Annotated in this window: 26 protein-coding genes; 14 read left to right on the top strand and 12 right to left on the bottom strand. The window is 70.5% G+C overall.

The window, feature by feature from the left end; all coding sequences use genetic code 11:
• Positions 1-142: 142 nt before the first annotated feature.
• From ACTJKK_RS12970 to ACTJKK_RS12990, 5 genes are all read right to left on the bottom strand, one after another.
• Entirely contained in the window at positions 143-694 is a 552-nt protein-coding gene (locus ACTJKK_RS12970; protein ID WP_440748301.1) for a hypothetical protein, read from the bottom strand.
• Between the two features lie 80 nt (positions 695-774).
• The gene (locus ACTJKK_RS12975) at positions 775-1,326 is read right to left on the bottom strand and encodes a hypothetical protein (protein ID WP_440748302.1); all 552 of its coding nucleotides are present in this window, start codon (positions 1,324-1,326) and stop codon (positions 775-777) included.
• Positions 1,327-1,400: 74 nt separating this feature from the next.
• Complete coding sequence (locus ACTJKK_RS12980) at positions 1,401-3,362, bottom strand: alpha/beta hydrolase (protein ID WP_440748303.1); 1,962 nt, start codon at positions 3,360-3,362, stop codon at positions 1,401-1,403.
• On the bottom strand, positions 3,359-3,712 hold the full coding sequence (locus ACTJKK_RS12985; protein ID WP_440748304.1) for a hypothetical protein: 354 nt from the start codon (positions 3,710-3,712) through the stop codon (positions 3,359-3,361). The genes ACTJKK_RS12980 and ACTJKK_RS12985 overlap by 4 nt, the downstream gene beginning before the upstream one ends.
• Positions 3,713-3,826: 114 nt before the next feature.
• Positions 3,827-4,258, bottom strand: a complete 432-nt coding sequence (locus ACTJKK_RS12990; RefSeq protein WP_440748305.1) for a DUF1761 domain-containing protein — start codon at positions 4,256-4,258, stop codon at positions 3,827-3,829.
• Between the two features lie 86 nt (positions 4,259-4,344).
• Here ACTJKK_RS12990 and ACTJKK_RS12995 point away from each other — a divergent pair, with 86 nt between their 5' ends.
• Together ACTJKK_RS12995 and ACTJKK_RS13000 are read left to right on the top strand one after the other, a co-directional pair.
• Positions 4,345-6,006, top strand: a complete 1,662-nt coding sequence (locus tag ACTJKK_RS12995; RefSeq protein ID WP_440748306.1) for a glycoside hydrolase family 13 protein — start codon at positions 4,345-4,347, stop codon at positions 6,004-6,006.
• A gap of 82 nt (positions 6,007-6,088) precedes the next feature.
• A complete protein-coding gene (locus ACTJKK_RS13000; protein WP_440748307.1) occupies positions 6,089-7,087 on the top strand; it encodes a LacI family DNA-binding transcriptional regulator in 999 nt (332 codons plus the stop codon).
• A 203-nt stretch (positions 7,088-7,290) separates the two neighbouring features.
• Here ACTJKK_RS13000 and ACTJKK_RS13005 read toward each other — a convergent pair whose 3' ends face one another.
• Both ACTJKK_RS13005 and fdxA read right to left on the bottom strand, forming a co-directional pair.
• A complete protein-coding gene (locus ACTJKK_RS13005) occupies positions 7,291-7,806 on the bottom strand; it encodes a flavin reductase family protein (protein ID WP_247633092.1) in 516 nt (171 codons plus the stop codon).
• The gene (gene fdxA, locus ACTJKK_RS13010; RefSeq protein ID WP_247623660.1) at positions 7,803-8,129 is read right to left on the bottom strand and encodes a ferredoxin; all 327 of its coding nucleotides are present in this window, start codon (positions 8,127-8,129) and stop codon (positions 7,803-7,805) included. The genes ACTJKK_RS13005 and fdxA overlap by 4 nt, the downstream gene beginning before the upstream one ends.
• Positions 8,130-8,237: 108 nt before the next feature.
• Here fdxA and soxR point away from each other — a divergent pair, with 108 nt between their 5' ends.
• The 7 genes from soxR (at position 8,238) to ACTJKK_RS13045 (ending at position 14,148) form a co-directional block, all read left to right on the top strand.
• Positions 8,238-8,714 (top strand): redox-sensitive transcriptional activator SoxR, encoded by a 477-nt coding sequence (soxR, locus tag ACTJKK_RS13015; RefSeq protein ID WP_247634004.1) that lies wholly within the window; start codon positions 8,238-8,240, stop codon positions 8,712-8,714.
• A 146-nt stretch (positions 8,715-8,860) separates the two neighbouring features.
• Complete coding sequence (locus tag ACTJKK_RS13020; RefSeq protein ID WP_247623661.1) at positions 8,861-9,214, top strand: carboxymuconolactone decarboxylase family protein; 354 nt, start codon at positions 8,861-8,863, stop codon at positions 9,212-9,214.
• Between the two features lie 10 nt (positions 9,215-9,224).
• On the top strand, positions 9,225-10,289 hold the full coding sequence (locus tag ACTJKK_RS13025) for a nucleoside hydrolase (protein ID WP_440748308.1): 1,065 nt from the start codon (positions 9,225-9,227) through the stop codon (positions 10,287-10,289).
• 3 nt (positions 10,290-10,292) lie between these two features.
• On the top strand, positions 10,293-11,609 hold the full coding sequence (locus ACTJKK_RS13030) for an acyl-CoA dehydrogenase family protein (RefSeq protein WP_440748309.1): 1,317 nt from the start codon (positions 10,293-10,295) through the stop codon (positions 11,607-11,609).
• The gene (locus tag ACTJKK_RS13035) at positions 11,606-12,871 is read left to right on the top strand and encodes an LLM class flavin-dependent oxidoreductase (protein WP_440748310.1); all 1,266 of its coding nucleotides are present in this window, start codon (positions 11,606-11,608) and stop codon (positions 12,869-12,871) included. The genes ACTJKK_RS13030 and ACTJKK_RS13035 overlap by 4 nt, the downstream gene beginning before the upstream one ends.
• The gene (locus ACTJKK_RS13040; protein ID WP_440748311.1) at positions 12,871-13,572 is read left to right on the top strand and encodes a hypothetical protein; all 702 of its coding nucleotides are present in this window, start codon (positions 12,871-12,873) and stop codon (positions 13,570-13,572) included. The genes ACTJKK_RS13035 and ACTJKK_RS13040 overlap by 1 nt, the downstream gene beginning before the upstream one ends.
• A 384-nt stretch (positions 13,573-13,956) precedes the next feature.
• Positions 13,957-14,148, top strand: coding sequence for a hypothetical protein (locus tag ACTJKK_RS13045; protein ID WP_440748312.1), 192 nt, complete (start codon positions 13,957-13,959; stop codon positions 14,146-14,148).
• A 138-nt stretch (positions 14,149-14,286) separates the two neighbouring features.
• Here ACTJKK_RS13045 and ACTJKK_RS13050 read toward each other — a convergent pair whose 3' ends face one another.
• Both ACTJKK_RS13050 and ACTJKK_RS13055 read right to left on the bottom strand, forming a co-directional pair.
• Positions 14,287-15,540 carry an LLM class flavin-dependent oxidoreductase gene (locus ACTJKK_RS13050; protein ID WP_440748313.1) on the bottom strand — a complete coding sequence of 418 codons (1,254 nt, stop codon included), beginning with the start codon at positions 15,538-15,540 and terminating at the stop codon, positions 14,287-14,289.
• Positions 15,537-17,600, bottom strand: a complete 2,064-nt coding sequence (locus tag ACTJKK_RS13055; protein WP_440748314.1) for a hypothetical protein — start codon at positions 17,598-17,600, stop codon at positions 15,537-15,539. The genes ACTJKK_RS13050 and ACTJKK_RS13055 overlap by 4 nt, the downstream gene beginning before the upstream one ends.
• Positions 17,601-17,719: 119 nt before the next feature.
• On the opposite strand from ACTJKK_RS13055, the gene ACTJKK_RS13060 reads away from it, so the two are divergent.
• Entirely contained in the window at positions 17,720-18,127 is a 408-nt protein-coding gene (locus ACTJKK_RS13060; RefSeq protein WP_247957527.1) for a hypothetical protein, read from the top strand.
• A gap of 216 nt (positions 18,128-18,343) precedes the next feature.
• Here the strand turns inward: ACTJKK_RS13060 and ACTJKK_RS13065 are convergent, their stop codons facing one another.
• The gene (locus tag ACTJKK_RS13065) at positions 18,344-19,552 is read right to left on the bottom strand and encodes an acyl-CoA dehydrogenase family protein (protein ID WP_440748315.1); all 1,209 of its coding nucleotides are present in this window, start codon (positions 19,550-19,552) and stop codon (positions 18,344-18,346) included.
• Positions 19,549-20,931: an O-acetylhomoserine aminocarboxypropyltransferase/cysteine synthase family protein gene (locus tag ACTJKK_RS13070; protein ID WP_440748316.1), complete on the bottom strand. Its 1,383-nt coding sequence runs from the start codon at positions 20,929-20,931 to the stop codon at positions 19,549-19,551. Before ACTJKK_RS13070 ends, ACTJKK_RS13065 begins: the two co-directional genes overlap by 4 nt.
• A gap of 100 nt (positions 20,932-21,031) precedes the next feature.
• Here ACTJKK_RS13070 and ACTJKK_RS13075 point away from each other — a divergent pair, with 100 nt between their 5' ends.
• The 4 genes from ACTJKK_RS13075 to ACTJKK_RS13090 are packed head-to-tail and all read left to right on the top strand — an operon-like array spanning position 21,032 to position 25,926.
• Positions 21,032-21,943, top strand: coding sequence for a hypothetical protein (locus ACTJKK_RS13075; protein ID WP_440748317.1), 912 nt, complete (start codon positions 21,032-21,034; stop codon positions 21,941-21,943).
• Complete coding sequence (locus ACTJKK_RS13080) at positions 21,940-23,199, top strand: adenosylhomocysteinase (protein WP_440748318.1); 1,260 nt, start codon at positions 21,940-21,942, stop codon at positions 23,197-23,199. Before ACTJKK_RS13075 ends, ACTJKK_RS13080 begins: the two co-directional genes overlap by 4 nt.
• Before the next feature lie 28 nt (positions 23,200-23,227).
• The gene (locus ACTJKK_RS13085) at positions 23,228-24,562 is read left to right on the top strand and encodes an amidohydrolase family protein (RefSeq protein ID WP_440748319.1); all 1,335 of its coding nucleotides are present in this window, start codon (positions 23,228-23,230) and stop codon (positions 24,560-24,562) included.
• Positions 24,559-25,926, top strand: a complete 1,368-nt coding sequence (locus ACTJKK_RS13090) for an NtaA/DmoA family FMN-dependent monooxygenase (protein WP_440748320.1) — start codon at positions 24,559-24,561, stop codon at positions 25,924-25,926. The genes ACTJKK_RS13085 and ACTJKK_RS13090 overlap by 4 nt, the downstream gene beginning before the upstream one ends.
• A 167-nt stretch (positions 25,927-26,093) precedes the next feature.
• Here the strand turns inward: ACTJKK_RS13090 and ACTJKK_RS13095 are convergent, their stop codons facing one another.
• A complete protein-coding gene (locus ACTJKK_RS13095) occupies positions 26,094-26,717 on the bottom strand; it encodes a hypothetical protein (RefSeq protein WP_440748321.1) in 624 nt (207 codons plus the stop codon).
• Positions 26,718-26,737 lie beyond the last annotated feature (20 nt).

A 26,737-nucleotide genomic window follows, 5' to 3' on the forward strand; every position in this document is an offset into this window, starting at 1 on the left:
TCGTCAAACTCCGCGCGCGGTGGGGGAAACGCACACGGGCGACCCGAAGGTCACGCGATGATCATCGCAGTTCCGTCGCCGAGAGGGAAGGGGATTTCTTACAGTTTCTGCTCGTGTATGAATAAAGGCTTCATCGGTGCGGTCACTCGCTGTCTTTCCAGAAGCGGCGCTTGCCATCCTCGGTGTGACCGAAACTCGGCGGCGCGGTCGGATGCTCAGACGCCGGCAGCTTCTCGCGCTCACCCTCACCAGGCCGCCTCATCGTCGAGATCGTATGTGCATCACCCGGCTCGCAGGTACTCGTCGCCGAAACGGTCACAGAGTCGAAGAGCTCCCCCGGACTGATATCCACGACGAGAAGGTCGACATGCTTCTCCGGATACTCCGCCTCGACGACGACGTCCGCGATCTCCCCCGAGTACCCACGCGTCTTGATATCCGTCCACCCGTTCTCGTCCAGCCACGCGGCGACCTCCTCCGCCAGTTCCATGGGCGTCCGGTCTAGCCGCCACCCCTCCGGAGTTGTTCGGCTCATCCCAAACTTGTACTCGTTGTCGGAGCAGTTCTTCGGCGCGTCCCCGTAGTCCCAGATCTCCCAGTCACCATCGAGAATGCTCAGTTGCACTTTCGCGACCGGAGCCTTGTACGCGAAGTTCACCACACGCGCGTGCTCGAACAACTCTTCGTCCGTCATCGGTACCCCACATCCGCTCACCATCAACAGTGCGGACACAATGCCGGCGAGAGTTGCCACGCTGGTGGGTCGCGGCTCAATCATCCGCTTTCATCCCAGAAACGACGCTTTCCGTCCGCATCAAAACCGAAGCTCAATGGTGCAGTCGGGTGCTCCGTGGCGGGCTGCTGTTCTTTCGGAGCGTCCCCCGGTCGACGCATCTCTGCGATCACATGCCAGTCACCCGGCTCGCACGTGCTCGTGGCGTAAAGCGCCACGTGGTCGTAGAGGTCACCTGGACTGATATCCACGACCAACGACTCTACGTAGTTGCCGGGGTGCTCGGCCTCGACGACGACATCCGCGATCTCACCCGAGTACCCCCGAGTCTTGATATCCGTCCATCCGTGCTCGCTCAGCCATGCGGCGACTCGGTCGGCGATGGCCTCTGGACTCTCGTTCAGATGCCACCCTTCGGGGGTGTATCGAATCAGATCGAACTCGTAGCCGCCACTCGCGCAAGCATCGGGAAAATCGCCATAGCCGGTCAGATCCCAGTCCCCGTCGAAGATCTGCACCTGAACGTCAGCTACAGCTCGCTTGTACGCGAAGTTCACCTCGCGCGCCCGCTCGAACAGTTCTTCCTCCGTCATAGCCGCTCCACATCCGCTCGTCATCATGAGTAACCCCGCTGTCAGAGCCGCAAGCGCGCCCCGCTTCGAACCGCTCATCGACGCACCCCTTCAGACATGACGATCGAATCGACGAGATCGACGACAGTCTGCTTGAAGGACTGCGAACGCGGGTCGAGGTAACCGACCGCCTCGTCGTCCCACTGCGGGATGAACGACGGTGACATTCCTCCCGTCTGCTGGGTCTTGAATCCGTCGAGGAGATAGAACCACTCCGTACTCGCCTGCGAGTTGTGCCCCTCGACTCTCTCTCCCCAATCCCTGTCACCGTCGCCGTAGCCGAGCACCCACCCACCGTCAGACCCGAACGTCTCGGTGCCGGCGATGTTTCGCGGGTCGACCGTATGAGTGGACACGTCGAACCTGCCCATCGGAGCGATGAAGTCGTCTTCGGCATGGGTTGCGAAGAGGTTCAGCTCGTTTCGCCGGATGAGGTTCTCCAGGTCCGCCGCCGTCTCTTCGGCGATGCCCGCCGATCCGTACAACCACGCGTGCTCCACGAGCCCGGGATTGTTCGCGACCATCTCGGCCCCCATTGTCGTGCCGAGCGAATGCAGACCGAGGTCGAGTTGCACGTTCGGGTTCGACCGATCGAACCCGCGAAGCAACTGCGCGAGTCTCTCTGCACCGGCGTGCGGCCTCTCGAGTTCCCACACGTTCGACGGCCCTCCCGAATCCCACTCCATGAAGAGCACGACGGCGGTCGTCACCGATGAGCCGACCTCAGAGAGCTCGGCCATCGTGGCTTTCTGCAACGCGATCGCCGAATCGGCCCATTCCCCGATCTGAGCGGTATCCGTTGAGATGCCATGAGTCAACGTCGTAACCTGATCAGCCGCATCGACATCTCCGAAACCAACGCTCACTCGCGGACTTTCGTCGTCGGTGTCAAGGAACAACGACAGGAGCGCTAGAGGCGGCACCGGATTCTCATCCCCCTTGTCCAACAGGGCCTGCACACTCTCCAACTTCCGCCGCTGATCATCCGTCAGCTCACCATCGAGCAACCGCTCAAGCTCCGCCCGGTTGAACTCGTCCTTCGCGGCCGCGGGGATGCCGTTCAGGTTCCCGATCACGGTCGGTGCCCCACCCAGCAGCACGGCGAGAGGCCCCATCGCCCAGGCTCCGTCATCGCCGCGGGTGGACGCACGCCCGAGCTGATCCCACAGCGCCCGCGCCCGATCGACATCGACGACCCCGACGGTCCCGGCGAAGTCCGGGTGCGCCCCGAGCCACTCCTTCGCACCGTCGGGGTCGCCGTTGCCGAGCGCGGTGATCCGGGCCGCCACGGCATCCGACATGTCTCCACGCAGCCGGTCGGCCAATGTCTCGTCGCTCACGGGGCCGCCCGGGTACGGGGCGGCCGTGTCACCCCACGAGCTCTGCGTGCTGGTGACCGGCACTCCCCACGCTCCGCGCGGATCGTCGCCCCCGCTGATCCCCTTCAGATCCGAGGCGAGGAAGTCCTCGGCTGCTTCGACGTCGATGCGGAAGACGCGGATGTCGGCTTCGAGAGCGATAACGGCATCCTGCGCGTCGCGCCAGGCATCCGTGGCGTCGGTCTGCGCCTCGCCCGCCCGCCGCGTCGAGTCGGATGCCGGATCGGTCTCGTACGACCGCCAGTACGCGGCATCCGCCGACTCGAGCCCCGACTGCGCCGTCTCGTGCTCCTGATTCACGGTGAGAATGCGGGCTTCGAGCTCGTCGCGTCGCTTCTGCAACGCAGGGATCGTGGTCACGGTGAACTCAACGAGCACCCGGCGGGCCGACTTCATCGCCTCGACGAAATCCGCGGCGGTCCCGGCGGGTCCGTCGAGCATCGTCTCGGCGATGCCCGCATCCTCGACGACGAACACCTCGGGCAGGCGTTTCCACTGATCGTTCGCCTGGTTCGCCGCGTCGGCGAGGGTGCTCGCGGCGGTGAACACCTGGGTACCCAGCATTTCGAGCACCATTGGATCGAGCAGCAGCGGCAGCTCGCCGCGCACCGCGCTCACAGCATCACGTCCACACCGAAGCTCGCATCGACGAGGGCCTGCGCCATCTGCTCATCTCCGGTGACGATCACCACCGTGGCGTCACCCACCGCCTTCGCCGACGCGCTGATCGAATACATGACGGCACCGGGCACGACGCGACGGTCTTCCATGAAGGTGCGCCACGCGTTCGCGACGGCCGTTCGCCCGTCGACGGTCAGCGCCGCCGGCCCCTCGGCTGCGGCGCTGTCGATCTCGCGATACGCGGACTCGAAGTCGCCGCCGAGGGTGTCCAGCGCCGCCAGCATCCCGAGGACCCCATCCGGATCCACTCGATAGTCCACTCCGGCATCCGCCTGAATCCTGCCCACCCCGACCCCCTGTCGCCGCGCACCACATGACGGTGCCGGGCCAGCGTAGCGGCGGGGAAAAGCCCCTGACCGATATACCCAAATCTGTGGATAACCGGCCGGTACCGAAGCCGCCTACACGGTCATCGCGGGCGGCCACACCCCGATGATCGCCGCCATCACGAGCACCGTCACGAGCTCGTGCGCGATGTTGAGCGTCGTGAGCCGGGTCGAGCGACCCTCGAAGGCGTCGTGCGTGATGAAGCGCGCCGCCGTGAAGCCGGCCCAGAGGGTGACCGCGGTGATGACGGCACCCCAGAACCAGGATCCGCCGTAGAAATGCCAGGCGATGGCGGATGCTCCGGCGAGCACCCAGGCCGTGATGAAGCTCACGATCACCGTCGTGATGATCGGCCAGACCGCGGTGGCCGCCGGACGATCCATGTCGACGTTCGCGAGCTTCGACCAGCGCGTACCGAACACCTTCGGCGAGTACCAGATCGAGCCGAGGATCATGCTCGACAGCATGGCCAGCAGAACGGCCCAGTAGTTGATCTCGGGAATCATGCGACACCTCCTCGTGATGGTGCCGTCAGCGTACTCCCGGGTGCGCGGTGCGCGAGTGATGCAAGCGCTTGCATTAGGCTCGGGGGATGCCTGAAATCGAACAGTTCGCCGCGCCCGGATCCGAGTGGTGGCGCAGCGCCGTCATCTACCAGATCTACCCCCGCTCCTTCGCCGACGCCTCGGGTGACGGCATCGGCGACCTCCCCGGCATCACCAGCCGCCTGGACTCGCTGAAGGACCTCGGCGTCGATGCGATCTGGCTGAGCCCCTTCATGACCAGCCCGCAGCGCGACGCCGGATACGACGTCGCCGACTACCGCGACGTCGACCCGCTCTTCGGCACCCTGGCCGACTTCGACACCATGCTCGAGGCGGCCCATGCCCGCGGCATCCGCGTGATCGTCGACCTCGTACCCAACCACTCCTCCGACCAGCACGTGTGGTTCCAGGAGGCGCTGAAGGCGGCGCCCGGCAGCCGCGAGCGCGCCCGCTACATCTTCCGCGACGGCAAGGGCGAGAATGGCGAACTGCCCCCGAACAACTGGGAGTCGGTGTTCGGCGGCGGCATGTGGCAGCGCGTGACCGAGGCCGATGGCACCCCCGGCCAGTGGTACCTGCACATCTTCGACGCCACCCAGCCCGACTTCGACTGGACCAACGAGGAGGTGCGCGAGGAGTTCCGCTCGATCCTGCGCTTCTGGCTCGACCGCGGCGTCGACGGCTTCCGCGTCGACGTGGCGCACGGCATGATCAAGGCCGACGGCCTGCCCGACTACACCCCTCCGTCGGATGCCGACTCGATGGGCGGCGGCGAGGCGAACGTGCCGTACTGGGGTCAGGACGGCGTGCACGACATCTACCGCGACTGGCACGAACTGCTCGCCGAGTACGACGGCGACCGCGCCCTCTGCGGCGAGGCCTGGCTGCCGACGCTGAAGAAGACCTCGCTGTGGGTGCGCCCCGACGAGATGCACCAGACCTTCAACTTCCCGTACCTGATGACCGCGTGGGACGCGAAGGCACTCGGCGACGTCATCCGCGAATCGCTCGACGACTTCGGAGCCGTCGGCGCCCCCAGCACCTGGGTGCTCTCGAACCACGACGTGGTGCGCCACGCCACCCGCCTCGCCCTCACGGTCGACAACCCGCAGGGCGAGGGCATCGGCCCCCACACCCCGAACAAGCCCGATGCCGTGATCGGCCTCGCCCGCGCCCGCGCGGCGACGACCCTCATGCTCGCGCTGCCCGGATCTTCGTACCTCTATCAGGGCGAGGAGCTGGGCCTGCCGGAGGCCATGGAGATCCCCGACGAGTACCGTCAGGACCCGACCTGGTTCCGCACGAAGCACGAACGCTACGGACGCGACGGATGCCGCGTGCCGCTGCCGTGGGAGGCGGATGCCCCGGCGTTCGGCTTCAACGACACCGGACTCTCGTGGCTGCCGCAGCCCGACGAATGGGCGACGTACGCGCGCGACGTCGAGCTGGCCGACCCGAACTCGACCCTCTCGCTCTACACCGAACTGCTGGCGCTGCGCCGTGCGCACGGCTTCGGCTCGGGCTCGCTGGTCTGGGAGGACCTCGGTGCGGATGCCGTCGCCTTCCGCCGCGGCGACGTTCACGTGGTCGCCAACCTCGGCACCGCGCCGCTCGCGCTGCCCGACGACGCGACGTTCCTCGTGAAGAGCCAGCCCTTCGCGGGCTCGGAGCTGCCCGTCGACACGACCGTCTGGTTCACGCGGGGCTGATGCCCTCCGGCCGGGGCCGCACGTGCGTGCGGCCCCGGCATCCGCTCACCCACCCGATCACCCCGATTCGAAAGGCGGCGCGATGGCGAGCATCGACGACGTGGCACGACTGGCCGGCGTGTCGACGGCGACCGTCTCGCGCGCTCTGAGCGGGCGCGGCAAGGTGTTGAACGAGACGCGTGCGCGGGTTCTGGGGGCCGCCGACAGCCTCGGCTACGTGGTGTCGTCGCGTGCGTCGAGCCTCGCCTCCGGGCGCACCCGTACGGTCGGCGTGATCGTTCCCTACCTCGACCGCTGGTTCTTCAGCACCGTGCTGTCGGGGGTGTCGTCGGCGCTCATGCGCGCCGGCTTCGACATCACGCTCTACAACATCACCCCCGACCGCGAGACGCGGCGGCACGTGTTCGACACCTTCCTGCGACGTCAGGGCGTGGATGCCGTGATCGCCGTGTCGATCCGTCTCGACGACGACGAGACGCGTCGGCTGCTCGAGCTGGGGATGCCGATCATCGCGATCGGCGGACCGCATCCGACCCTCGAGACCCTCACGGTCGACGAGCTCGGCATCGCCCGCCTCGCCACCGAGCACCTCATCGGGCTGGGCCACCGCGACATCGCGTACATCGGAGCGACCGCCGAGTTCGACGAGGAGTTCCACGTGCCGACCAACCGTCGCCGCGGGTTCGAGGAGGCGCTGGCCGACGCGGGCATCCCGGTCGACCCGTCGCTCGTGGTGGCCGCCGACTTCACGATCGCGGGCGGCCTGCGCGCCGCTCATCAGTTGCTCGGCGGGGGCGGTCCACGGCCGACCGCGGTGTTCGCGGCATCCGATGAGATGGCGATCGGGGCGATCCTCGCGGCGCGGGAGCACGGCATCCGCGTTCCGGAGGATCTCTCGGTGATCGGCATCGACGGGCACGAGCTCGGCGAGATCTTCGGGCTGACCACGGTCGATCAGTTCCCGCTGCAGCAGGGCGAGCGCGCGGCCGCCGCGGTGCTCGCACAGCTGGGCGAAGGCGAGGTCCCGCCCGCCGATCTGCCGTTCGTGCTCACCGATCGGGGTTCGACCGCCTCGTTGTGAGCGGATCGGGGTTCACAACTCCGGAGAGAACGGGCGTTCCGGGGTGGTTTTCGGCCAGAACCGGGGTTCGGGGGCCGGTTCTGAGGAGTTGTGCGCCGCGGGCGGCGTACCTCACTCAGGAAGAACGGCACGATCGTCCGATTCAGCGGCGGAAACTGCCGTTCGAAGGCCGATGTTCCTGAGTTGGGTACGCGCGGGGCCGGTCAGGGCTGGTGCGGGAGGCTGTGGAACTTGCGGTCGACGTAGACGAGGGGGCGGCCCTGCGGGCCGGCGAACACCTCGAGCACCTCGGCGATCACCACGCTCGACGTGCCGACGGGCACGGTCTGCAGCGCGCGGCAGCGCAGGGCGAAGCGGGCCGCGGGGAGGTATGGCTCGCCCGTCGGAAGGGTGCTCCACTGCTGCTCGGGCGTGAAGCGCTCCGACCCGCTCACGGCGAAGCTCTGCGCCAATTCGGAGTGATCGTGATCGATCAGGTGCACGACGAAGGTCGGGGCCGAGAGGAGCCCGCCCGCGCTTCCGGTCGCCCGGGTGACCGAGAACACGATCGCGGCCGGGTCGACGGCGACGGATGCCACGCTCGACGCGGTGAGTCCGACGGGGCCCTCGGGGGTCGCCGCGGTGATGATCGCGACCCCGGCGGGGTGGGTGCGGAACGCCGCCTTGAGCCCTTCGCCGACGGCACTGGGGACGGGGATGCCGGATTCTGCGGTGCTCACTCGGCGCCCTCCTGCGGGGGAAGTGCGGCGATGAGCGGGTGGTCGTGCGCGATCATGCCGACCTTGGCCGCGCCCCCGGGCGAACCCACCTCGTCGAAGAACTCGACGTTCGCCTTGTAGTAGTCGGTCCACTCGTCGGGCAGGTCGTCCTCGTAGAAGATCGCCTCGACGGGGCACACCGGCTCGCACGCCCCGCAGTCGACGCACTCGTCGGGGTGGATGTAGAGCGAGCGTTCACCCTCGTAGATGCAGTCGACGGGACACTCGTCGATGCACGCGCGGTCCTTGACATCGACGCACGGCAGGGCGATCACATAGGTCATCGGGTCTTCCTTCGGGTCAGCGTTCCACGCTAAAACCTCAAGTACACTTTAGGTCAAATCCGCGGGCCAGGATCCGCGGGCATGAGCCACAGTATTCCGGAGGCAGCGATGACCTCGCACGCCGATGCCGCGCACACCGCCGAGGACGCCCTCTCGATCGGCGAGATGACGCGACGCACGGGGGTCGCGGCATCCGCTCTGCACTTCTACGAGTCGATCGGCCTGATCGCCTCGTTCCGCACGCCCGGCAACCAGCGCCGCTACCCGCGGCACATGATCCGGCGGGTGTCGCTCATCGCGGTGGCGAAGCGCCTCGGCATCCCGCTCGCCGACGTGCAGACGGCGTTCGCCGACGTGCCGCTCACCGAGACCCCGAGCCACGACGACTGGCAGCGCGCCTCGCGCCGCTGGAAGCGCGCGCTCGAGAAGCGTCGCGAGGGCATCGAACGCCTCGAACGCGAACTGACCGGATGCATCGGCTGCGGTTGCCTGTCGATGAAGGCGTGCGGTCTGCTGAACCCCGACGACGCACTCGGCAGTCTCGGGGCGGGCCCCCGCCGACTCAGCGACGAGGACGAGGTCTGACCGCTCGCGCCGGATGACCTCGTGTTGCACTCCGAGGTGCGGGGCGGATGCCGCAGGTCTTAGCGTCGCGGTAGATCCTCCTTCCTCGGTGGCGCCGTCGCGCCCGGCGGCGGGAGCACCCGACGCACACCAGCAGAGAGCAGAGCATGAGCGCCTACTTCGACAGCGAAGCCGACAAGACCTACACGAAGGTCTACAAGGAACACACCCCCGACATCCTCGCGGCGTTCGCGGCCTTCGACAGCGCCGTGTTCGCTCCCGACGAGTCGCGGGCGATCCCGCTGAAGTACCGCGAGTTGATCGCGTTGGCCGTGGGCATCACCACGCAGTGCGTGTACTGCATCGACGCGCACTCGCAGAAGGCCGTCGCGGCCGGTGCCGACGAGGCCGAACTGGCCGAGGCCGCCTGGGTCGCGACCGCCATCCGCGCGGGCGGCGGATTCGCGCACGGACGCCTGGCGTTCAAGCTCGCCGAGCCCGCGCACCAGCACCAGCACTGAGAGCAGGATCATGCCCGACTTCGCCCCCGAGAAGCAGTGGATCGTCGTCGACACCGACACCGGGATCGACGACGCCCACTCCCTGCTCTACCTGCTGGCGCAGCCCGACGTCGAGATCGTCGGCATCACGACGATCTACGGGAACTGCGCGGTCGAGGACTCGGCCCGCAACGTCGCGTACGTGCTCGACGTGGCGGACGCCCCGCGCATCCCGATCTACCTGGGCGCGAGCGGCCCCCTCGACGGCGACCCGTCGATCGCCTGGTTCGTGCACGGACACGACGGCCTCGGCGACCGCGGCTTCGAGCGCCCCGAGCCCACGCTCGAGGCGGAGTCCGCAGCCGACTACCTCGTGCGCATCGCGAACGAGCACCCGGGGCAGATCGACCTGCACCCGCTCGGACCGCTCACGAACATCGCGCTGGCGCTCGAGAAGGACCCGGAGCTGTTCCTGAAGTTCCGCTCGGTCGTGATCATGGGCGGCGCGGGCCCGTACCCGGCGCCCGGCACCCCGACCGTGACCGATGCGAACACGAACAACGACCGCGCGGCAGCCGAGGCCGTGTTCGGTGCCGTGAACAACGGCAACGTGATCATGGTGGGCGTCAACGTCACTTCGCAGGCGCTGCTCGAGGAGGACGTCACGGCGCTGCTGCTCGGCTCCGACCTGCCCGCGGCGCACTTCGCGGGCACGATCCTCGATGCGTACAACGACTTCTACCAGTACAAGTGGGGGCGCCGGATCTCGGCCGCCCACGACGGACTGTCGTCGGTGATCCTGCATCGCCCCGAGATCGTGACGGGCTGGATCGAGGGCCCGGTCGACTTCACCCCGGCCGCGGGTTCGCTCGCGACTCGGGTCGCGCTCACGAGCGACGGCCTGCCGCTGGTGTGGGGCACGCCCGAGGGCGCCTCGACGCGGGCGGTGACCTCGTTCGATCTGACCGAGTTCCGCCGCCGCTTCGTGCACGCGCTCGCCTACGGCCGCACGCGTCCGGCGCTCGACCCGGCCGGTCGCACGGCCCCCGCGGGCTGGCCGAACTCCGGCCCGTCGGGCGCGGGCGGGACGGACTGACGGATGCCGGAGGATCTGCTCGCGTTCACCTCGGTCGCAGACGTCGGGGTCGCCCTGGCGAACGTCGCCGAGATCGATGAGGTCATCGGCCGCATCGCCGCCGAGTCGCCGGCGCGCGACCACGATCGCGACCCCGAGCGGGGACTCCGCGCCGACGTGCGCGAACTCGCCCGCCTCGGGCTGACGGCAGCGCGCCTGCCGGTCGCCGCCGGGGGCGCGGGGCTCACGTACCCGCAGCTCGTCGACCTGCAGATCCTCCTGGCCCGTGCCGACGCGAACGTCACGCAGAGCCTGCGCACGCACTTCACCACCAGCGACCGCGCCGCCCGCGCCATCGCCCGCGGTGAGACGGATGCCGCGACCGCCGAGATCGCGGCCGGACTGCTCTTCGCCGGCGCGACCACCGAGGGCGCCGGAGAGATCGGCACGGTGGGCACGACACTGCGCACGGATGCCGACGGCATCCTGCGTCTGAACGGACGCAAGGCCTATGCGACCGGCACGGGCTACGCCGACCGGATCTCGGTGCTCGCTTCCGACGAGGACGGCCGGCACCTGGTCGCGATCGTGGCTGCGGATGCCGAGGGCGTCGCGCTGCACGACGACTGGGACGGCGTGGGCCAGCGGCTCACCACCTCGGGCACGGTCGAGTTCACCGACGTGGTCGTCGACCCGGAGCGCGTGCGCGTGGGCGAGGGCTCGCGCACCGACCGGCTCGGCAACCTCGACGCCGTGCTGCAGCTCACGCATCTCGCGACGCTGGCCGGGATCGCGCTGCGCACCCGCGACGACGCGATCGCCTGGCTGCGCTCGCGCACCCGCAACTTCAGCCACGCCTCGACCGCCGTGCCCGCCGACGACCCGCAGCTGCAGGAGCGCATCGGCACTCTCGACGGTCTCGCGCAGGCCGTGGTGGCGTCGGTGCGCACGGCGGCCGCGCTGCTCGGAGCCGACCTGGATCGCCCCCTCGCCGAGCAGACCGGCGACGGGCACCTCGCCGTCACGCGCGCGCAGATCACGGTGCCGGCGCTCGTGCAGCAGGCCGCGCAGAGCGTCTTCGACCTGGGCGGCGGATCGCTCGTCGACGGCCGCCTGGCCCTCGATCGGCACTGGCGCAACGCCCGCACGCTCAGCAACCACAACCCCGTGCACCTCAAGGCTCGGGCGCTCGGCGAACGCGCCCTGGTCGGCAGCGACCTGCCCGAGATCTGGTACGTCGGCACGGGTCGGCTCGGGGCATCCGCTCCGGCATCCGCCACCGCATCCACGAGAGCATCCGCGACCGCGTCCACGCCCGCTGAGAAGGAGCCCGCCCGATGACCCGCCCCCTCGTGATCGGCGCGAACGTCTACGACTACGGCACGGATGCCGGCGCCTGGCGTGCACCGGGCGAAGACCCGTTGCGCGTGTTCGGCGCCGACTTCTGGCGCGACGCCGCCCGCACGGCGGAGGACGCCGGCATCCACGCGATCTTCCTCGCCGACACCCCGGGACTCGCCTCGAACCCGGCGATCCGTCCGAGCCGGCTCCTCGAACCCCTCGCGGCGCTGGCCACGGTCGCCGCCGAGACCGAGCACCTCGGCATCATCTCGACCGTCTCGTCGAGCACGAACGACCCGGTCGAACTCGCCCGCCGTCTGCTCAGCGTCAGCGCCTTCAGCGGCTCACGGTTCGGGTGGAACGTCGTCACGGGGGTCACCGGCCCCGCCGTCACCGACTTCGGCTACACCTCCGACCCCGGACGCGAGGAGCGCTACGCCCGCGCCGAGGAGTTCGTCGATGCCTACACCGCGTTCCTCGCCGCCGTGCAGGGCGACACCGACTACGTGCACGAGGGCGAGTACTTCGGCGACAGCATCCGTCGTGCCGATCTGGGCGTCGATCCCGCGATCCGGACTCTGCTGCCCGACGTCGCGCCCCTCGTGGTGCAGGCCGGCGGCTCGCCGCGCGGGCGTCAGCTCGCCGCCGCGAGCGCCGAAGCCGTGTTCGCGGCCGAGACCGTGAAAGAGACGGCGGCCGAGAACCGCCTCGACCTGCGCCGCCGGTCGGCGGAGCTCGGGCGGCCCGCGCCGCTCGTACTGCCCGGCATCCACCTCGTCGTCGGTTCGACCGAGGAGGAAGCCGAGCGCCGATTCCAGACGATCCACGAGCGCAGCCCCGACGGCTACGTGCTCAAGCGCTTCACCGCGATGTTCGGCATCGACGGCTCGCGGCTCGACCTCGACGCCCCGGCCGAGGGCGAGATCCAGCGGCTGTCGGGCGACCCCTCGGCCGCGCCGATCGGGTTCCGCAAGGCGATCGCGGCCTACGGCGCGGCCGGCAACCTCACGGCGCGCGAGCTGCTGCGGTACTTCGCAGGCTTCGGGCACCAGCTCTTCGTCGGCTCGCCCGAACGGCTCGTCGACATCATGACCGACTGGGTGGATGCCGGGGCCGCCGACGGCTTCAACCTGCTGTTCGACACCAACCCGTGGGGCCTGCGCGAGTTCGCCGAGCACGTGACGCCCGTGCTGCGGTCACGCGGACTGCTCGCCTCGCACGGCGATCGGCCGTTCACCCGCTGGATGAGAGAGGCCCGCTGATGACCCGTCTGCTGCGCGTCGACGACGCCACCCTCGCCGCCTTCGCGGTGCGCTCGGGCTCCGGACGTGCGGCGCCCCCCACACTCGGCGCCGAACTGGATGCCGCGGCCGACGTGCTGCTGCTCGGTGACCTCACCGGCCCCGGGCCCGACCGCACCGCCGCCGCGGGGGCGCTGCTCGCGATCACGCAGCGGGTCGTCGTGGTGCCGATCATCGGTGAGCGGCAGCATCCGATCAACCTCGGCCGGAACATCTCGACCCTGTCGAACCTGCACGGGCGGCGGATCGGACTCGCCGGGACGTCGGCATCCGTGCTGGCGCTGATCTCGCGGCTGTTCGAGTCGTGGCCGCTCGATGCGATGGTCGGCGATTCCGAGACCGGGGTGTACGTCGACGATTCGCGCATCGTGCGGATCTCTGATCCCGCGTTCCCGTCGATCGGCGGGCCGCTGACGGTGCCGGTGGATGTCGCGGACAAGCCCGTGACGGTGCTGTTGTCGTCTTCCGCCGAGGTGGAGCCGGGGGTCGATGTGGTGCTCGACGCGGCCGCGCTGCCGGTGTGGGGAACGGTGCCGGCGATCGGTGACGAGGGCGACGAGGACATCGTCGGGGCGCGCACGGCCTTCGGCCTCGGTGCGTCTGCGGCGATCGCGGTCGGCGCTCCGGCCTTCGCCGGGTCGGGTCGGTTCGACCAGGTCTGAGGTTTCGGGGCGGGACGCTTCGACAGGCTCAGCGACCCAGTTGTGGGCTAAGCGAACCAGTTCCTTCACACGGCTGGGTCCCTGAGGGCGCTGGGTCCCTGAGCTTGTCGAAGGGCCCCAGCCCACAGCACCCGCCCCGCTTCGGACCGCACCGCACCGGAGGAGATCACACGCTCCGCAGGATCAGAACAGCGGATGCCTCCTGCACAAGGCGAGATCTCCTCCCCTCGCGCGTGCACGGGGCCCCTCTCGCACCGCGTGGGGCGGAGTTCTCCGTGATGGGCGGAGCGATCGGGCGAGAATCTCCGCCCGACGGTGAGATCTCCGCCCGCACCGTTCGGGGGTGGAGCGCCACTCCTCTCTGCTCGCCGATACGCTCGGAGCATGACGCGTTTCGGCAGGTACCGCGGGATGCGGGTGGAGATCGTGCCGGTGCCGCGTGGCGACGTGTCGCTCTTCACCGACGAACCGCGAGCCACCGAAGAGGGATTCGTGCCGTACGGGTTCGAGCGACCCGGGATCCAGCAGTGGGTCAAGAACGTCGCCCCCGATGATGCGGAGCTTCGGCGGGACTGACCGCGGGAGCCTCCGACGGGCTCAGCGACGCCGTTCCGTCACCGACCGGAGGAGATCACGCCTTCCGCAGGATCAGCACAGCGGATGCCTCCTGCACAGCACGAGATCTCCTCCCGCCGCGCGACACGAACCACCCGCCTACGGCCGGCGGAAGCGCTCCAGCACCCCGCCCTGGCCGTACTCGCGGCGGAAGATCCCGCGGCGCTGCAGCTCGGGCACGACCTGGTCGACGAAGTCCTCCACCCCGGACGGGAACAGGTCGAGCATGATGTTGAAGCCGTCGGCCGACCCCGCCCGGAACCACTCCTCCATCGTGTCGGCGATCTGCTCGGGCGTTCCGGCGAGGAACCGCTGCCCGTACCCGCCGAAGTCGCGCAGCAGGCGGCGGATCGTCGGCTGCTCCGACCGGATCCGCTCGATGAGCACCCGGCGGTACGCCGCCGACCATCCGGCATCCTGCGCCTCGGCATCCGCCAGCACCTTCTCGGGCACCGGCGCGTCGAGGTCGAGCCCCGAGAAGTCGGCACCGAGCGCCTTCGACAGCTCGTTGAGGCTGTAGGTCGCGGGGGCGAGGTGCTCCCAGTGGTCGAAGCGGTCCCAGGCCTCCTGCTCGGTGCTGCCGATCACGACCGCGAGCCCCGGGAAGACCCGCACGTCGTCGGCCGAGCGACCGGCCTCGACGGCGTAGGAGCGGATCTTCTGACGGTGCTCCGCCGCGGATGCCGGGTCGTGGTCGACCGAGTACACCCCGTCGGCGACGAGCCCCGCGAGACGCCAGCCCGGCTCGGACCCGCCGGCCTGCACGATGGCCGGCCGCTCGGGCACGAGGGCGTCCATCTCGAGCCCGGCATGCACCGAGAACGAGCCGTCGTGATCCACCACGTCCGACGTGCCCGCGGTCTCCCACAGGCGCTTGATCACGGTCACGAACTCCTCGGCGCGGGCGTACCGCACGGCGCGCTCGGGCACCTCGGTGATGCCGAAGTTGCGCACGGCCTCGACGTCCCAGCTGGTGACGGCGTTCCACGCGAAGCGGCCCTGCGTCGCGGTGTGCAGCGCCCACAGGCGGCGCGCGAGTTCGACCGGCTCGTTGAGGGTGGTGGATGCCGTCGCCACGAAGCCCAGATGCTCGGTGGCCGCGGCCATCGCCGGCACGAGAACGCCCGGATCGAGGTACTGCACCGGACGGCTGCGCGGGTCGGTGATCGCCGGGCGGTCGGCGAGGAAGATCGCGTCGACGAGACCGCGCTCGGCGATGCGGGCCACGTTCTGCCAGTGCGCGAGGTCGACGATCGCGTCGGGGCGGATGTCGGGGGCGCGCCAGGCGGCGGGTCGCTGCCCGACGCCGAGCACGTTGATGTTGACCGTGAGCAGGCGGTTCTCGTCGCTCATGATGCCTCCGTCTCGCTGCCGCGCTCGAAGCGGGCGGATGCTCCGGGGAGCTCGTACAGGGCGGGCGCGGGCAACCTCAGCCGGGCGCGCAGGGTCTGGGGAGCGGCATCCGAGTCGGCACCCGACGCTGCGTCCGACGCGACATCCGCGATCTGCGGCAGCGCGCCGGCGATCGCGAGCAGTCCGTCGATGTCATCCACCGCATGGCCGGTCGCGAGCGGGTGGCCGGCGGCATCCGCGTAGGGCAGCACCCAGGCGTCGTCGCGCACGAGCAGGTCGACGTAGCGGTGCACGTCGTCGAACCGGCGCGACGATACGAACACCGGCAGGTGCTGCGGGCTGCTCGGCACGTTGAGCGGGCCCGCCGTCGGGAAGGCGCCGTCGGCGTTGATGCGACGGATGCTCTCGGTCTGCGCGAAGTGGCGGGCACCGGCATCCGCGGCGATGCTCTCCCGCGGCCAGGTGCGCAGCAGTTGCTGCACGACGCGGATGCGGTCGCGCTGCTCCTCGGTCTCGGTATCGCCGTCATCGAGCACCCAGGCGGTGCGTCCGCCCGACAGCTGCTCGAGCGAGGCGATGCGGCGGGCGAGGTTGTACGGGTGACCGGTGAGCGAAAGATCGCCGGTGCCGACGGCGAACCACGCCGTGGGCAGGCAGTGCAGCAGGGTCGCGATCGCGACCGCTGCGTCGAAGTGCGCGCCCGGGCGCTCGTCGAACTGGAAGAGCACGGGCTCGCGACCGCCGAACGCCGTGGCCACCGCATCGAGCGAGCGCGGGTCGGCGGCGAGGCGGGCGGCGAGCGCGGCATCGAGCCGCACGACGGTCAGAGGACGGATGCCGTCGGCGATCGACTGCGCGACGGCGGCCTCGCGCTCGGCGGGATCGGCGATGCGATCGATCGCGTAGATCTCGCGGTCGGCGATCGCGCGCAGGCGGTGCAGCACGGGGTTGTGCGTCGACAGGGTCTGGGCGTTGCGCCAGAAGCGGTCGAGGCGCAGGGAACTGCGCAGGTTCTGCGCCTCGGCGACGTCGTCCAGGAGCGCCGGCAGCGTCATGAGCTTGTCGGTGGCTTCGATGACCTGCGGCACGATCGTGGCCTGCGCCTGGAAGACGGCGTTGACCGCGTCGTCGGCGAGGGTCTCGGCATCCGCATCTCCGGCGATGATCGCCCGGTGCGCGATCTCGCTCAGCCGACCGATCTCGCCGAGCGAGGTGCGGGCCGAGGCGACGAGCGCGCTGATGCGGCCGTAGCCCTCGAGCACGAGGATCGGCGATCCGCCGTGCGCGCGGTCGATCTGGTCGATGAGATCGGATGCCGCGGCGCGAGCACCCTCGCCGATGCCCACGAGCACCGCGAGCAGGATCATCTGCTGCCAGCCCGGGGTGCCGAGGTGCTGCGTCTGCCACGGGGCGACGTCGTCGGGATCGACCGGGGCTCCGTCGAGCACGGTCGTTCCGCTGGCGGTGGCGCGCTGGCCGAAGCCGGTCCAGTCGTCGAGGAGCGTGACGCCCTCGGCATCCACCGGCAGCGCCGCGATCACAAGGTCGCCGGCATCGTCGACCGCGCTGTACTCGAGCCAGTCGGCGTAACGGCTGCCCGTGGAGTAGAACTTGCGGCCGGTGAGACGCGGGACGCCGGTCTCGGTCGAGAGGCGGGTGGTGAAGACGCTCGGGCCGGAGCCGTCGGCCTCGGTCCAGCCGCCGCCGATGATCGAACCCGCAGCGACGCGGGAGATCCAGCGGTCGCGCAACGGGCCGGCGGGCGACTTCACGTGACGCTCGGTGGCGAGCACGTGGGTGCGCCAGGCCTGGGCGAGGTTGGAATCGGCCGCCGCGATCGCGAGCAGGGCGTCGAGCAGGTCGAGCACGTCGCCGCCCAGACCGCCCTCGGCCACGGGCACGCGGATGCGGCCGAAGCCGGCGGCGGCGAGACGGGTGAAGAAGCTCTGCGGGAGCTCGGGGGCATCGGCGATGCTCGCCTGGCGGATCTCGTCGAGGAGCGCCGGGATTCCGGGGGTTCTCCGCGCCCAATCCAGGGAGCCGAACGGACGGGAGGTCATGGCTTCAGCGTATCCAGCACCGGGGAGGGCGGGCGTCCCTGTTAACGCGCATGACGTTCGCGACGGATGCCGTTCGATACAGTCGGAGCATCCCGCCGCCTTCTTCTCCGAGGAGCACCATGCCCGCCTCCGCTCTGCCGTCCGACCGCGCCACCGGGCTGGTGCGCGACCTCGCCGACCTGATCGCCGAGGTCACCGAGACGGGCGCCGCGCAGACCGCCGCGCGCACCCGCCGTCAGCAGCACGGCAACACCGAGCGCGCGGCCGACGACCCCCAGTTCCTGCGGGTTCTCGCCGATTCCGCCGCCCGCTCGGCCGTGGCTTCGGCCGCCGCGGAGTCGGTGCTGCGTCGCGCCGAGGAGGGCACGGCATCCGTCGCCGATGTCGAACTCGTGGCCGCGGGTCTCGTGCCCCTCGCCGGCGATGCCGTTCGGGCGCTGTTCGAGACGCTCGGCGCCTCGGCCACCCTGTCGGAGCACGGCCTCCACCACTTCTGGACCCGCCTGCACGACCTCGAGACCCGGTAGGTCACGGCGGGGGTCGCTGAGCCTGTCGAAGCGTCTCGCGGTGGGGCCCTTCGACAAGCTCAGGGACCCAGTCATGGAAACTGGGTCGCTGAGCCTGTCGAAGCGTCCCCCACACGACACAGCTTCACGTAGTGGGGCCCTTCGACAAGCTCAGGGACCCAGCTCCTGGGTCGCTGAGCCTGTCGAAGCGCCCCACCCCGAGGAACCTCGGCGACCTCAGGTGTAGAGGGACAGGGGCTGACGGATGCCGAGGAGGAAGTCGGCGCCGACCTCGAGCTTCTTGTAGTCGATGGGATCGTGCAGCGAGTGGGTGCGGATGTTGCGCCAGTGCGCGTCGAGGCCGATCTTTGAGGAGGTGGAACTCGACCCGGTGGCCTCGAACACCCGGTGGGCGACATCGGTCGCCGTCTCGCTCGAGACGACCTTGAGCTGCGCGACGCGGATCGCGATGTCGCCGCGGGCCTGCTCGTCGACCTCGGCCCCGCGCGCGACGACCGCGTCGTACTCCTCGTTCACGCGATCGGCGAGCGCCTCGACCGCGGCGACCTGCGCGACGAGCTCGCCGTAGAGGCGCTGCACGAAGGGGTCGTCGCGGTACCGCTCGGCGCCGCTGAGGAACCAGGCGTTCGGCCGCGCGTTGGTGAGTTCGCGCGCCTGGTCGAGCGCGCCCTGCGCGATGCCGAGGTACAGGTTGCCGAAGAGCAGTTGCACCGCGGGCGTGAGCAGCGCCTGGAACCACTCGTCGGTGCCGAAGCCGAGCAGGTGCTCACGGCCGACCGGAGCATCCGCGAACCGCACCGAGTTGCTGGCCGAGAGGCGCTGACCGAGGAAGTCCCAGTCGTCCTGCACCTCGACACCCGGATGCCCCGCCGGGAGCACGAGGAAGGCGAAGCGCCCCTCGTCCGGACCCGAATCGACCACCGCGTTGACGAGGATCACATCGCCCACCGACGATCCCGTCGAGAAGCGCTTGACCCCCGCCAGCCGGAACCCGTCTCCGTCGGGGGTGAGTGAGAGCGTCGGATCGACCGGGTTGACCGAGTCGCCCCAGAGCCACGTGCCCTCGATCGAGCGGCGGTACCAGTCGTCGCGTTCGTCGGCACTCGCGACCAGGGCGATCGTGGCCGAGTTGGCGTAGTGGTAGCCCAGCAACTGCGCGATGCCGGCATCCACCCGGGCGATCTCGCGCACCGCGAGGAAGGCCGACGACCAGTGGCCTCCCCCGCCGCCCAGCGATGCGGGGTCGAGCAGGGTCGTGAGTCCGGAGCGCTGCAGCAGCGCAGACTCGGCGCGCGGCACGGCGCCGGCGCGTTCGCGGGCGAGCACGTCGACCGAGAGCTCCGCGGCCACCGCCTGCGCGACGGAGCGCCAGTGCGCGTTCTCCTCGCGGGTCGCGACCCCGGTCCACTGGCTGCGGGCGGTCATGGCGCGACCCCTGCGGCATCCGAATCGCCGGAAAGGTGCGCGCTCACCGCGGCGAGCGCAGAATCGAGGTCGGCGATCAGATCGGCGACCGTCTCGATGCCGACCGACAGCCGCACGAGCCCCTCGTCGATGCCGAGCTGGGCCCGCAGTTCGGGCGTGAACGAGAGGTGGGTGGTGGTCGCCGGGTGCAGCACCATCGAGCGCACGTCGCCGATGTTGGTCATGCGGCTGAACACGCGCAGGCTGTCGATGAAGATCTCGGCGCCTGCCCGCCCGCCGCGCACGGTGACGGCGAACACCGATCCGCTGCGGCCGTCGAGGGTGCGCTGGGCGATCTCGTGCTGCGGATGCCCCGGGAGCCCGGCGTAGTCGACGTACTCGACCGCGGGGTGCTGGGCGAGGAACTCGGCGATCGCGCGGGAGTTCGACACGTGCCGCTCCATGCGCAGCGACAGGGTCTCGATGCCCTGCTGCAGCAGGAACGCGTGGAACGGCGAGAGCGCCGGACCGAGATCGTTCACGATGCCGCCGCGCACGAAGTACTCGTAGGCGCGGGGGCCGTAGGTCTCGAGAGCGCTCGGCACGCCGGGCGCCGGCGAGTCGGTGATCCCGGGGTAGTCGCGCGGGCTCCCGGCCCAGTCGAAGGTGCCGCCGTCGACGACGATGCCCGAGATCGCGGCACCGTGGCCGGTGAGGAACTTGGTGCCCGAGTGCACGACGATGTGCGCGCCCAGTTCGAGCGGGCGCACGAGGTAGGGGGTGCCGATCGTGTTGTCGACGATGAGCGGGATGCCGTGACGCTCGGCGATGCGGGCGACCGCCGCGATGTCGACCACGTCGTTCTTGGGGTTCGGGATCGTCTCGGTGAAGATCGCCTTGGTGTCGGGGCCGATCGCGGCCTCCCACTCGGCCTCGTCGGTCGGATCCTGCACGTAGTCGACGCCGACGCCGAAGCGGGCGAACGAGCGACCGAAGAGGATGCGCGTGCCGCTGTAGATGCTCGCGGTCGAGACGAACCGGTCGCCGTTGCCGACGATCGACAGGATCGCGGCGCTGATCGCCGCCTGCCCCGACGACACCACGATGGCGCCGACGCCGCCCTCGAGTGCGGCGATGCGACGCTCGGCGACCTCGTTCGTGGGGTTGAGGTTGCGCGAGTAGATCTGCCCGTCCTCGCCTCCGAAGCGGCGCGTGCTCTCGTCGAACGAGTCGAAGCGGAACGCCGCGCTCAGGTAGATCGGCGCGATGCGCGACCCGTGGGCGGGTTCGTCGAACTCCCCCGCGTGGATCTGGCGGGTGTCGAAGCCGAAGCCCGTCCAGTCGTACACCGGTTCGAGCACTTCGTGCGGGACGGATTCGGGACGGATGCCTTCGCTCATTGCCCCGACGCTAGACAACGCGCGCCCGCGGCGCTCGCCCGCGCGTCATGAGAGGTCACAGACCGGCGGCGCGCGGCGGCGAACGGATAGCGTCGCGACCGTGACCGATGCCCCCTCCCGAACCCCGTCGACGGATGCCGTGACGCCCCCGGGATTCCGGTGGGCGGCGGCCGCGGCATCCGCCTTCCCGGCGCCTTTCGCTGAGCCTGGCGATGCGCCCGCCGCCGTGTCGTGGCGGTTCGCGGCGTTGCCGGAGCAGGTGGCGGATGCCGCGCGCGCGGCGTTCGGCGTCGATGTCGTGTCGGATGCCGCTGCACCCGACCCCCGCGACCTGCCCGCCTTCGCGGCGATCTTCGCGCACGCGCGCGCCGAGCAGATCGTGCGCGCGCTCGCCCGGCGCACGAATCTTGTGCTGCCCGCGGCATCCGCTCTCGTGATCGGCGACGGCCCGCTCGCCGATCGTCTCGCCGCCACGCTCACCGTCGGCGGCACCCGGGTGATCCGCGGGATCGCCGATCCGGTCGCGCGCCTCCGCGCGCACCTCGCCGGTGCCCGCACGGTCGACGAGCCGTGGCCCGTGGCCGACCTCGTGCTGACGACCGGCGAGGGCCATGCCGCCGTCGACCCGGCATCCGTGACCGGGGTGCTGATCGACGCGTCCGTGGATGCGAACGGCCTCGTGTCGTCGGCGGGCGACACGGTTCGTCCGTTCGTCACCCGCGTCGGAGAAGGCACCTGGGTCGTCGAGGCCCCGGGGGTGTTCGAGACGCTGGGGCAGTCGAGCATCCTCGCCGACGCGCTCGTCGCCCTGTCGATCCTCACGGCCCGGGCCCCGAGTGGGGGACGCTTCGACAAGCTCAGCGACCCAGGTGCGGAGCTCAGCGACCCAGGTGCGGAGCTCAGCGACCCAGGTGCAGCGGACGCCCCTGGAGACCGGGTCCCTGAGCCTGTCGAAGGGCCCCACCCCGCAGCACTGGCCGACGCCCACCTCGCCGAGCTGGTGCTCGCATGACCGGCCGCATCGCCGATCCGACCCTCTGGCGCGAGGGCACCGAACGCATCGCGTGGGCACGGCAGTTCATGCCCGCGACGACGGCTCTCGCGGCCGAGCTGCGCGAGAGCGGGCGGGTACGCGGCATCCGCATCGCCGTCTCCGACGTGCTCGAGCCGAAGACCGCGACCGTCGCACTGCTGCTCGCCGAGGCCGGTGCCGACGTCGCCGTCTCGTGCGTCGGGCGCGACACCGACGACGCGGTGGCCGCAGCGCTCGTGCACGCCGGCATCCCGACCTACGCGCACCGCGGGGCGACCGATGCCGAGGACCGCGACAACGTCCTCGCCCTGCTCGACCACCACCCCGAGGTGATCGTCGACGACGGTGCCGCGACCATCCGTCTCGCGCACACCGAGCGCCCCGGCCTCCTGGGGTCGATGGCCGGCGCGACCGAGCAGACGACGAGCGGCGTGCGCCCGCTGCGCACGATGGAGCGCGAGAGAGCCCTGCGCATCCCGATCGTCGCCGCGAACGACGCCCGCACCAAGTCGCTGTTCGACAACGCGCACGGCACCGGCCAGTCGGTGGTGCTGGCGGTCGCCGATCTGCTCGACCAGTCGTGGGCCGGCAGCGACGTGGTCGTCGTCGGCTTCGGACGCGTCGGCAGCGGCGTCGCCCGCCACGCCGCCGCCCTCGGCGCGCGCGTCACCGTCTCCGAGGTCGATCCGGTGGCCGCTCTGCAGGCGGCGTTCGCCGGGTATGCCGTGGAGCCGTTGGCGGATGCCGCGGCGCACGCCGATGTGCTCATCTCGACGACCGGCATCGCGCACACCGTCGCGGTCGAGCACCTCGACCGGCTGCCCGAGGGCGCCGCCGTCGCGGTCGGCGGTGGGGCGTTTCAGGAGATCTCGCTGTTCGCGGCCCTCGACGCCGGCGCCGTCGAGACGTCGCGGCGCGGAGCGGTGTCGGTGCTGCGGCTCGCGAACGGGCGCAGCATCCGCGTGCTCGACGACGGCCACTGCATCAACGTGAGCGCCGCCGAGGGCAATCCGATCCAGGTCATGGACCTGTCGTTCGGGGTGCAGCTCTCGGCCGTCGACTACCTGATCGCGGGCCGCGGCACCCTCACGCCCGCGGTGCACATCCTGCCCCGCAGCGCCGACGACCGCGTGGCCGCGCTGGCGCTCGGCGCCTTCGGCGGCGGACTGGATGCCGTCTCGTCCGCGCAGAGCGACTACCTGACATCCTGGCGCCCCCGCGACGTCACCCCCTGAACCCGACCCGCACACCCGAGAGACGACCATGAGCGACATCATCCTCCACCGCGCGCGCACCGTGCTGCCCGTCGCCGCGCCCCCGATCGCCGATGGCGCGGTCGCCGTGCGCGACGGACGCATCGTCGCAGTGGGCGCGCACGACGCCCTCACCGCCGAGCTCGGCGACGCGATCGGCGAGCGCCGCGAATGGGACGGCGCCCTCACGCCCGGACTCGTCAACGCCCACACGCACCTGCAGTACACCGACATGGCGGCGGTGGGCCGGGGGCAGTACCCGAGCTTCGAGACCTGGGCGCTCGCGTTTGAGAAGGGCTACCGCGTCGAGCACGACTGGGCAGCGTCGGCCGCCGAGGGCGTGCGCCTGTCGATCGAGTCGGGCACGACCGCGGTCGCCGAGATCGTCACCGACCCCGAGGCGGGGCGCGCCGTGCACGACGCCGGGCTGCACGGGGTCGTGTTCTGGGAGGTGTTCGGTTGGAAGCGCGCGGCCTGGCAGCACGACGGCCCCGAGCGCGTGCTCGCCCAGCTCGACGCGCTCCCCTCCCCTCCCGCGACCGGCCTCTCGCCGCACGCGATCTACTCGCTCGACACCGATGTGTTCCGCGAACTGCAGCGGCTCGCCGAGGCGCACGGCGTGCGTCTGCACATCCACGCCGCCGAGTCGGCATCCGAAGACGAGTTCGCCCGCTTCGGCACCGGACCCCTCGCCGACCGCTGGCGCGGCCTCGGGCACTCCGACATGCAGCTGCTCTCGGGTAACGGATCGGGCAACGGCGTCGTGCACTACCTCGACACGGTCGGCGTGCTCACACCGCACTCGCACCTCGCGCACGGCATCTACGTCGACGCCGCCGACCGCGCACTGCTGCGCGAACGCGGGGTGTCGGTCGCGCTGTGTCCGCGCTCGAACGCCGTCATCGGACTGGATGCCCCGCCCATCGCCGCGTACCTCACCGAGGGCAATCCGATCGGAGTGGGCACCGACTCGCTGTCGTCTTCGCCCTCGCTGCGGGTGCTCGACGACGTCGCCGAACTGCACCGGCTCGCCCGCGCCCAGGGGTACTCGGCCGACGACCTGCATGCTCGGCTGCTGCACGCGGCGACGGCCGGTGGGGCCCGCGCCCTCGGACTCGCCGACGGGCCCGCACCGGCGGGCACCCTGATCGACGGCGCCCGGGCCGACCTCGCGGTGTTCGCGACGGCATCCGCCGACCCGCGCGATGCGCTCGCCGAGATCGTCGAGAGCGCGCCCGAGGCGCTCGGCACGGTGGTCGACGGACGGATGCTGTGGGAGGCGCGTTCCGTGGGGCGGGGCCCCTCGACGGGCTCAGGGACCCCGTTCGAGGGAGCCCGCGCATGACCGACACGAAGCCCCTCTTCTTCGGCCTGTACGAGCAGGCGTGCGTCGGCAACGGGTCCGGGGCCGTGAGCCTGTGGACCCACCCCGACGACCGGCGCCTCGGCGCGCTCGACCTGCGCTACTGGATCGACCTCGCCCGTCGCGCCGAAGAGGCCGAGTTCGACCTGTTCTTCTTCGGCGACGTGCTCGGCATGTACGACACGCTCGGCGGCGGCCCCGCGACCGCGCTCGAGTGGGGCGTCGAGCTTCCCGCGCACGACCCGCTCCTGCACATCCCCGCTCTCGCAGCGGTCACCGAGCGCATCGCGTTCGGGGCGACGGTCTCGACGACGTACGAGCATCCGTTCGCCCACGCCCGCCGCTTCAGCACGCTCGACCACCTCACCGCCGGGCGCATCGCCTGGAACATCGTCACCTCGTACCTGCCGGGAGCAGCCGCGAACTTCGGCCTCGACGTGCTCGCGCACGACAGTCGCTACGACCGGGCAAACGAGTTCCTCGAGGTCGTCTACGACCTGTGGGAGCGCAGCTGGGACGACGACGCATACGTCGGCAGTCGCGAGCTGCGGCGCTTCGCCGACCCGTCGAAGGTGCACCGCGTCGACCACGAGGGTGCGCACTTCCGCGTGGCCGGTCCGCACGTGAGCCCGCCGTCGCCGCAGCGCACGCCCTACCTGATCCAGGCCGGTTGGTCGCCGCGGGGACGCGAGTTCGCCGCCCGGCACGCCGAGCTGATCTTCGTCGGCGACTCCGACCCGCAGGCCATACGGGAGGGGCTCGCCGGCATCCGCGCCCGCGCCGCCGAGCTGGGCCGCGACCCCGAACAGATCCGCGCCGTCGTCGGCATGAACCCGGTGCTCGCACCCACCCGCGTCGAGGTGCAGCAGAAGCTCGACGCCTATCAGTCGCACTACAACGCCGACGCCCAGCTCGCCGCGTACGCCGGCTGGAGTGGGATCGACTTCGCCGCCTACGCCGACGACGAGCCCATCGTGAAGCAGTCGACGAACCACACGCAGACGAAGGAGACCCGGTCGGATGCTCCGCCACTCACCGCGGGCGACGTGCGACGCCGCTTCGCCTCGGTGACCGCCTTCGCCGACGACCGGTTCATCGGCACCCCCGACGAGGTCGCCGCGAACATCGAGGAGTTCGTCGAGGAGTCGGGGGTCGACGGCTTCCTGCTGCACCAGTACCTGTCGCCCGGGTCGCTCGACGACTTCTCGACGCTGCTCGCGCCCCGACTGCGCGAGCGGGGGCTATTCGGTGGACGCCCCTCGGAAGGAACGCTGCGCTCGCGCCTGCGCACCGACGGCGCGGACCGGCTCGGCGCCGACCACCCCGCGGGGGCTCGGCGGCGCTGAGGGGGTTTCGCGGGGTGGGGCCTACGCGCGACGGGAGGAGATCGCTTCTTGCGCAGGAAGCATCCACTGTTTTGATCCTGCGGAGCGCGTGATCTCCTCCGTTGCGGAGCGGCCCCCTGGGTGGGGCCACCGGAACGGGGTCGCTGAGCCTGTCGAAGCGTCGCCCGTCACCGAGACGGGGTCGCTGAGCCTGTCGAAGCGTCGCCCACGCGAGGCTCCGTCTGCACTCGATGCGCGGAGACTCCGAGCCGCTCGAGTCGGTGCACGAGCCGTGCCGAGAGGAATGCTCCGACCCACGTCGCGACGATGCGGGCGAAGAGCGTGAGGATGACGATGACCGGTCCCAGATGCTCGACCGACATCACCGGAAGCGAGACGAGGAACAAGGCGGTCCCGACGACCAGCGCGACCACGATGCTGTCTCGCTGAGTTCTCCAACTGCGGCGCTCGGCGAGGCCCACGACCAGATCGAACAGCACGGCGGCCGCCAGCAAGGGCACCGCCAGCAACCATCCGATCGCCGTGAAAGGACCGCACACGAGTGCGGTGACACCCGCGGCGAGCGTCGCACCCCAACGGATGCCGGTGAACCGGCGCGCGGCGAAGATCAACAGCGTCTGCAGGAAGGCGACCAGGGCGTACGCGGGCGGGAACCATGCGGCGACATGGGGCGTGAATGGAGCGAGGACGATGATCACGACCGCCTGCACCGCAGAGAACGCCGCGATCTGCAGGAGGGGGCGGGTCGCGGATGCTCGCCGACCCGAGGTGGTCGCGGGGCCGGCGGTCATGGATCGATTTTATGCGCCTT

Origin of the sequence: Microbacterium sp. 22179 (assembly GCF_052045715.1) — a bacterium.
Lineage (GTDB): Bacteria > Actinomycetota > Actinomycetes > Actinomycetales > Microbacteriaceae > Microbacterium > Microbacterium galbinum.